The sequence below is a fragment of the Rhodococcus sp. EPR-157 genome, from assembly GCF_001647195.1.
Classification (GTDB): domain Bacteria; phylum Actinomycetota; class Actinomycetes; order Mycobacteriales; family Mycobacteriaceae; genus Rhodococcoides.
Map to the genome: position 1 here is coordinate 1 of NZ_LVCV01000095.1, position 6,643 is coordinate 6,643.

7 protein-coding genes are annotated in these 6,643 nt (G+C 63.0%); 3 read left to right on the forward strand and 4 right to left on the reverse strand.

Annotated features, from left to right (window positions below; translation table 11 throughout):
* The 4 genes from A2J03_RS03690 to dapE all read right to left on the reverse strand — a co-directional run.
* Positions 1 to 1,195: AMP-binding protein (locus A2J03_RS03690; RefSeq protein ID WP_068369838.1), on the reverse strand; the 1,195-nt coding region annotated here is incomplete at its 3' end.
* 76 nt (positions 1,196 to 1,271) lie between these two features.
* A complete protein-coding gene (locus tag A2J03_RS03695; RefSeq protein ID WP_068369841.1) occupies positions 1,272 to 1,814 on the reverse strand; it encodes a TIGR00730 family Rossman fold protein in 543 nt (180 codons plus the stop codon).
* Complete coding sequence (locus tag A2J03_RS03700; protein ID WP_068369843.1) at positions 1,811 to 2,554, reverse strand: TIGR00730 family Rossman fold protein; 744 nt, start codon at positions 2,552 to 2,554, stop codon at positions 1,811 to 1,813. Before A2J03_RS03700 ends, A2J03_RS03695 begins: the two co-directional genes overlap by 4 nt.
* A gap of 9 nt (positions 2,555 to 2,563) precedes the next feature.
* Complete coding sequence (dapE, locus tag A2J03_RS03705) at positions 2,564 to 3,661, reverse strand: succinyl-diaminopimelate desuccinylase (protein ID WP_068369846.1); 1,098 nt, start codon at positions 3,659 to 3,661, stop codon at positions 2,564 to 2,566.
* Positions 3,662 to 3,783: 122 nt separating this feature from the next.
* Between dapE and dapD the strand changes: the two genes are divergently transcribed.
* From dapD to A2J03_RS03720, 3 genes are all read left to right on the forward strand, one after another.
* Positions 3,784 to 4,737, forward strand: a complete 954-nt coding sequence (gene dapD, locus A2J03_RS03710; protein WP_068369853.1) for a 2,3,4,5-tetrahydropyridine-2,6-dicarboxylate N-succinyltransferase — start codon at positions 3,784 to 3,786, stop codon at positions 4,735 to 4,737.
* A gap of 111 nt (positions 4,738 to 4,848) precedes the next feature.
* Entirely contained in the window at positions 4,849 to 5,562 is a 714-nt protein-coding gene (locus A2J03_RS03715) for a hypothetical protein (protein ID WP_068369849.1), read from the forward strand.
* On the forward strand, positions 5,559 to 6,643 hold a 1,085-nt coding region (locus tag A2J03_RS03720), incomplete at its 3' end, for a cytochrome P450 (RefSeq protein ID WP_231912348.1). The genes A2J03_RS03715 and A2J03_RS03720, both read left to right, overlap by 4 nt.

Consider the following 6,643-nt stretch of genomic DNA (forward strand, 5'->3'; position numbering starts at 1 on the left):
ACAGAAGCAGACCGACCTCACCGGTGCCCACCTTGCGCAGCTTTCCGTCCTGGCCACGCTTTGCTTTGCCACTCTCCTCGTCGTATTCGACGACTGCGTACGGCAACGGGCACACGCCTGCGGTCTTCTTCATGTTCAGCGCGTTGACGAACGCGATGTTGCACTCGCTGGCGCCGTAGAACTCGGCGACCCGCTCGATGCCGAAACGATCGGTGAACTCCTCCCAGATCTCGGGGCGGAGACCGTTGCCGACAACGAGCTTGACCGTGTTGTCGCGGTCGGTGTCCTTCTTCGGCTGAGTCAGCAGGTAGCGGCACAGTTCACCGATGTAGGTGAACGCCGTGGCCTTGTTCACTTTGATGTCTTGCCAGAAGTTGCTGACCGAGAACTGCTTGCCGATTGCCATCGTTGCACCACCGGCGAGCACCGAGGACAGCGTTACCGTCAGGGCATTGTTGTGATACAGCGGCAGACAGCAGTAGATGACGTCGTCTCCGCGCAACCGGACACCCATGTTTCCGAGCCCGGACATCGACTTGAGCCAGCGGAAGTGACTCATCAGAGACGCCTTCGGCATCCCAGTGGTGCCGGAGGTGAAGATGTAGAACGCCTTCTCCTTGGCTTGGATCTCGGACGTGACCGCCGGGTTGGCCGACGACTCCTTCTTCGCAAGTTCGGCGAGCTCGCGCAGCGGAATCACCGATCCCGCCTGCGGCGCCTTCTCCAGGGAGTCGAGAGCTTCCTGCGCGTCCTCGTCCAACACCAGAACCGTGGCGTCGAGAATTCCGAGGCTGTGCTCGAGTACGTCACCGCGCTGGTTGTAGTTGAGCATCCCTGCCGTGGCACCGAGCTTGACCGCGGCAAGCGCGGCGAACAGCGCCTCGGGACGGTTCTTGCTGAGCACGCCGACGACGTCACCGCGCTTGACTCCGCGATCGATGAACACTCCTGCATATTGGTTGACCAGGGCGTTCGCATCGGTGTACGAAATCGACTCGCCTTCGAATCGCACAAAGGGATGACCGCCGCGTTTGGCAGCGGCGTCCTGGAACACCTGTCCGATGGATGCCTTGTGGTGCGGCTTGCGGGTGAACCCCGCCAAGCCCTTCAGCAGGCTCGGCACCTCCGTCACCATTTTCGGCAACGCGACCGCAAGGTCGGTCACTCCGATTTTCTGACGGGCATCGACAGCCATGAACTCCCCTTATGTGTCCGATGTGAGATTTCTTACCCTACTCCAGAGTAACAAGACTTCATAGGTCACCGCTGCTTCACTCCCGAGGCGAGCAAGCATCGAGTGCGGCCTCGATAGTCACCGTTCTGACCAGCGCGTCCAGAGCCCGCTGCTGAACGAAACCCGTCGACGAGAGACTGTCGATCCACTGCAACAGACCCTCGAAATGCCCCACTGGATCCAGTAGCACCATGGGCTTGTCGTGCATGCCGAGGTAGCCGGCCGTCCACGTTTCGAACAGCTCCTCCAGCGTGCCGATGCCACCGGGAAGCGTGATGAACGCGTCGGCCCGATCCTCCATGATTCTTTTTCGCTCACGCATCGTGTCGGTGACGATCAGTTCGTCGGCATCGACGTCGGCGACTTCGCGATGCACGAGAGCCTTCGGGATGACTCCGACGGTGAAGGCACCCGCCGCCCGCGCAGACTCCGCAACGGCCCCCATCATCGACACGTTGCCGCCACCCGACACCAATCCCCAGCCCCGGCTACCTATCGCTGTCCCGAGCTCCCGGGCCAGTTCGATGAAAGAAGGATCCACCGGCCCCGAGGCGCAGTAGACACACACATTCCAACTCACAACTTCTCCCCCGTCGTACTTCGAATGATCTGCACTGCTTGTTCGACGCTGTCGGTGCAGTGAATGAGCTCGAGGTCCGACGGCGACACCGTGCCTTCGGCCACGAGGGTGTTCTTGATCCAGTCGATCAGCCCGGACCAGAATTCGGTGCCCAACAGGATGATCGGGAATCGGGTGATCTTGCCTGTCTGCACCAGGGTCAGCGCCTCGAACATCTCATCGAGGGTGCCGAACCCACCGGGAAGACACACGAACGCCTGAGAGTACTTGACGAACATCGTCTTTCGGACGAAGAAGTAGCGGAAGTTGATGCCCAGATCCACCCATTCGTTGAGACCTTGCTCGAACGGCAACTCGATCCCGAGTCCGATGGAGTACCCGTCGGCTTCACACGCACCGCGGTTCGCGCCCTCCATCACTCCGGGTCCACCACCGGTGATCACGGCGAATCCGGCCTCGGCGAGGGCTTTTCCGAGTTCTCGACTGCGTTGGTACTGCGGATGCTCTTTCGGAATGCGCGCCGAACCGAACACTGTGACCGCTTTCGGCACCTCGGCGAGTGCACCGAAGCCCTCCACGAACTCGCTCTGAATCCGCAGCACCCGCCAGGTGTCGGTGTGAATCCAGTTTCCGGGTCCCCGCTGATCGAGCAACCGCTGATCCGACGTGGAAGTTTCCGAGTTTCGCCCCCGGCGTAGGACCACCGGCCCCTTGTGCTTGATCGCCTTCTCGTCGTCCATGCGGACAGGCTATCCGGCAGTCAGGTATCCCCGTAGGACGCGTGCAACATCGGTGATCTGCTGAGTCGGCACGCGTTCGTCGCGCTTGTGGGCCAGGTTCGGGTCGCCCGGGCCGTAGTTCACCGCTGGAATTCCGAGTGCCGAGAATCTGGAGACATCCGTCCAGCCGTACTTGGCACGGAACTGTCCGCCCGCGGCCGCGATGAGGGCAGACGCCGCAGGGGCACCGAGGCCTGGTAGCGCACCAGGTGAGGAATCGGTGACCTCGACGCCGAGAGACAGTCCGTCCACGACCTCGCGCACGTGCTCGATTGCCTGCTCGACAGTCCGATCCGGCGCGAATCGGAAGTTCACGTCGAGTTCCGCTGCGTCAGGGACGACGTTGCCTGCCACGCCGCCCGAGATGCGGACTGCCGAAAGCCCCTCACGATAGACGCAACCGTCGATGTCCACGTGTCGCGCCTGGTAGGAGGCAAGCCGGTTCAGAACCGCTCCGAACTTGTGGATTGCATTGTCACCCAACCAAGATCGAGCACTGTGCGCCCGGGTTCCACTGGCCGAGAGCCTAACCCGCAGCGTGCCCTGGCATCCTGCCTCGATGAATCCACCGGTGGGCTCGCCCAGAATTGCGACATCGGCCTGCACCCACTCGGGGAGTTCCCGCTCGATTCGACCGAGACCATTCTTCGACGCCTCGATCTCTTCGCAGTCGTAGAACACCAGAGTGATGTCGTGCACGGCGTCGGTGACGGTGGCTGCCAGATGCAAGAACACTGCATCGCCCGACTTCATATCGACGGTCCCGCACCCGTGGATGACGTCACCCTCGGCGTCGTCGTCGGTCCGACGGCTCGGCACGTTGTCGGCGATAGGCACGGTATCCAGGTGCCCCGCGAGCATGACGCGACTCTTCAGCCCTCGATTGGTCCGCGCGAGGACTGCGTTGCCACTGCGGACGATGTCGAATCCATCGGTCTGCGCACGCAATGCAGCTTCCACTGCATCGGCGATGACGGACTCGTCCTCGGAGACGCTGGGGATGTCCACCAGGGCTGCGGTCAGATCGATCGGGTCGGCGTGCAGATCCAGCTCAGGGTACGAACTCACCGAGCCAGTGTAGATATCGGTCTCCGGCGACCTCGTACACCGCGCCGACGGGAGTCCCACTGCCGAGGATCTAGATGGCTCCCCGCCACCTGGCCTACGTGTACACCGTATTCTCGATAGCTGTGAGCGCACAGGGAGCATCCGCAATCGGCCTAGCCAACATCACCACCAGTGGAGTCGTTCTCGACACCTGGTACCCGAGCCCCGAACTCGGCGAGTTCGCCGACACCGGGACCACCCGGCTCGAGGGCTCCGACATCCCCGCCGAGCTCGCCGATCTCGTCGGGCCCGACACGGCGCGAGGTGTCGACGTCGTCGCCGTCCGCACCACGATCGCATCCATCGACGACGCACCGATCGATGCCCACGACGTCTACCTACGCCTGCACCTGCTCTCGCACCGACTCGTTCAGCCACATGGGGTGAACCTCGACGGTCAGTTCGGATTACTTGCGAACGTCGTCTGGACCAACTTCGGTCCCGCGGCCGTCGAAGGCTTCGAGACCGTCCGCGCACGGCTGCGCGCCCGCGGACAGGTCACCGTCTACAGCATCGACAAGTTCCCGCGGCTCGTCGACTACGTCGTTCCGACGGGTGTCCGCATCGCCGACGCCGATCGTGTGCGACTGGGTGCGCACCTCGCCAGCGGCACCACGGTCATGCACGAAGGCTTCGTCAACTTCAATGCAGGCACGCTCGGCAACTCGATGGTCGAGGGACGGATCTCGGCCGGTGTCGTAGTCGGGGACGGCTCCGACGTCGGTGGCGGCGCATCGATCATGGGCACGCTGTCCGGTGGCGGCAAGAATGTCATCTCCGTCGGCAAGAGCTGCCTGCTCGGCGCCAATTCGGGCCTCGGGATTTCCCTCGGGGACGATTGTGTCGTCGAAGCCGGTCTCTACATCACTGCAGGAACCAAGGTCACGGGTCCCGACGGCACCGTCGTGAAGGCTGCAACCTTGACCGGCCACAGCAACCTGTTGTTGCGACGCAACTCGGTATCCGGCGCCGTCGAGGTCGTGCCATGGAAGGGCACCGGCGTCGAGCTGAACGCGGCCTTGCACGCCAACGACTGACTGTGAAGGTTCTGTATACTTCCTGAGCGCTTCCATTCGGAAGTTTCCCGCGGCTTGTCGACCGGCCCGGACGTTGCATCACCGACGCTGACCACTACGGCGAGGGCAACTATGATCGTGACGTTGGTACTGGGTGCAAGCGGTGGGGCTGGAGCGACCGCAACGACGGTCGGTCTCGCCAACGCGTGGGCGATCAGCGGCTCGGCAGCGGTGGCGGTCGACGCCACCGTCGGCGGAGGGGACCTGGTCGACCGCGCTGCCGACTACCGGGTCACGTCCTCGACGATCGAATCGGGCTTCCCCGACGGCGATCTGTCGGTGTCCAGTTCCGGCCTTCGCGTAGTGGGTCGGGCTTGGCTGGAGGCGACCGAACCTGATCTGCAGCGGATCGACTGGTATCTACGCCACAACTCCGATGTCTCGCTGTACGACTTGGGCCATCGCGCGTTCGGCCGCGACAGTGCACGACCACTGCGGACCGATCAGTCGGCAGCGATCGTGCTGGCCGTGTCTGCCCGTCCCGATGCCCTGAGTCGCGCTCGGACCGCACTCCAGACAATCTCGCTGACGATCGGCGAACGAGCGGTCCACCGGACCACGGTCGTCTTGACGCATCAGGTTCCCGGTGCGCCCGTCGTCGATGTCGCCGAGCTGAGGAAGTGCCTTGCACGGCGTGCCGTCTCCGTCCACGAGATTCCATACGACCCTCATCTCGGCGCCGGGCTGACGATCACCGCCGCCGAACTGGCGCCCGGCACTGCCGCGGCCTACGAGCGGCTACGCGAACACACCGTCGATGGGGAATGCGGCACAATGTCGGCGTGACGATACCGACACCCCGCTTTCGACTCCCCGTCCTCGGCGACGTGCTGAGTATCGACGCAGACAAGCCCACACAGCGTGAACTCGAGATGGCGGCCGAACTCGGTCCGATCTTCGAGCGCAAGATCCTCCGTCACAGACTGATCGTCGTCAGCGGTGCAGATCTCGTCGCCGAGTTGAACGACGAGTCGAGGTTCGCGAAGTTCCTTGCGCTTCCACACCGTAAGCTTCGTGCGCTCGGCGGCGACGGATTGTTCACCGCGTTCAACTCCGAACCCAACTGGGGTGCGGCACACCGAATTCTCATGCCCGGCTTCAGCCGCGAGGCGATGCGTCGATACCACCACGTCATGACCGAGGTTGCCTCGGAACTGGTCGAGCACTGGAATACACGCACGGACACCTCGGTCGACGTGACCGCGGACCTCAACAAATTGACGCTCGAGAACATGGCCCGAGCCGGATTCGGCTACAGCTTCGACGCTTTCGCTCGCAACGACGACGCGTTCGTCGCGGCAATCGTTCGGATCCTCGGCTATGTCAATCGCACGTCGAACGATATGCCGTTCATGCGCGCTTTTCGTCGTGGGGATCGCATCCGCAACGATCGCGACATCGCCTACGTGCACGGCGTCGTCGACGAGGTGATCGAAAAGCGTGTACTCGACGACACTCGCCACGACGATCTGTTGGACCTGATGCTTCACACCCCGGATCCGGAGACCGGCGAGCTGTTGGACCGAGTCAACATCCGCCATCAGGTCCTGACCTTCCTGGTCGCCGGAAACGAGACGACGGCCGGGACCCTCGCTTTCGCGCTGTACTTCATCGCCACCCATCCCGATGTCGCCGCGAAAGTTCGCGTTGAGGTCGATGCCCATCACCGGTCTGCAGAAACGATCTCCTACGACGATGTCTCGAAGATGCGCTACACCCGCAGTGTCGTCGACGAAACTCTGCGGCTATGGCCGTCGGCACCTGGATATTTCCGGAAAGCGCGTGAGGACACCTCGCTCGCGGCGGGTCGATACCCGATGAAGGCAGGGGAATGGGCCTTCGTCCTGACTCTCGGGCTCCACCGAGA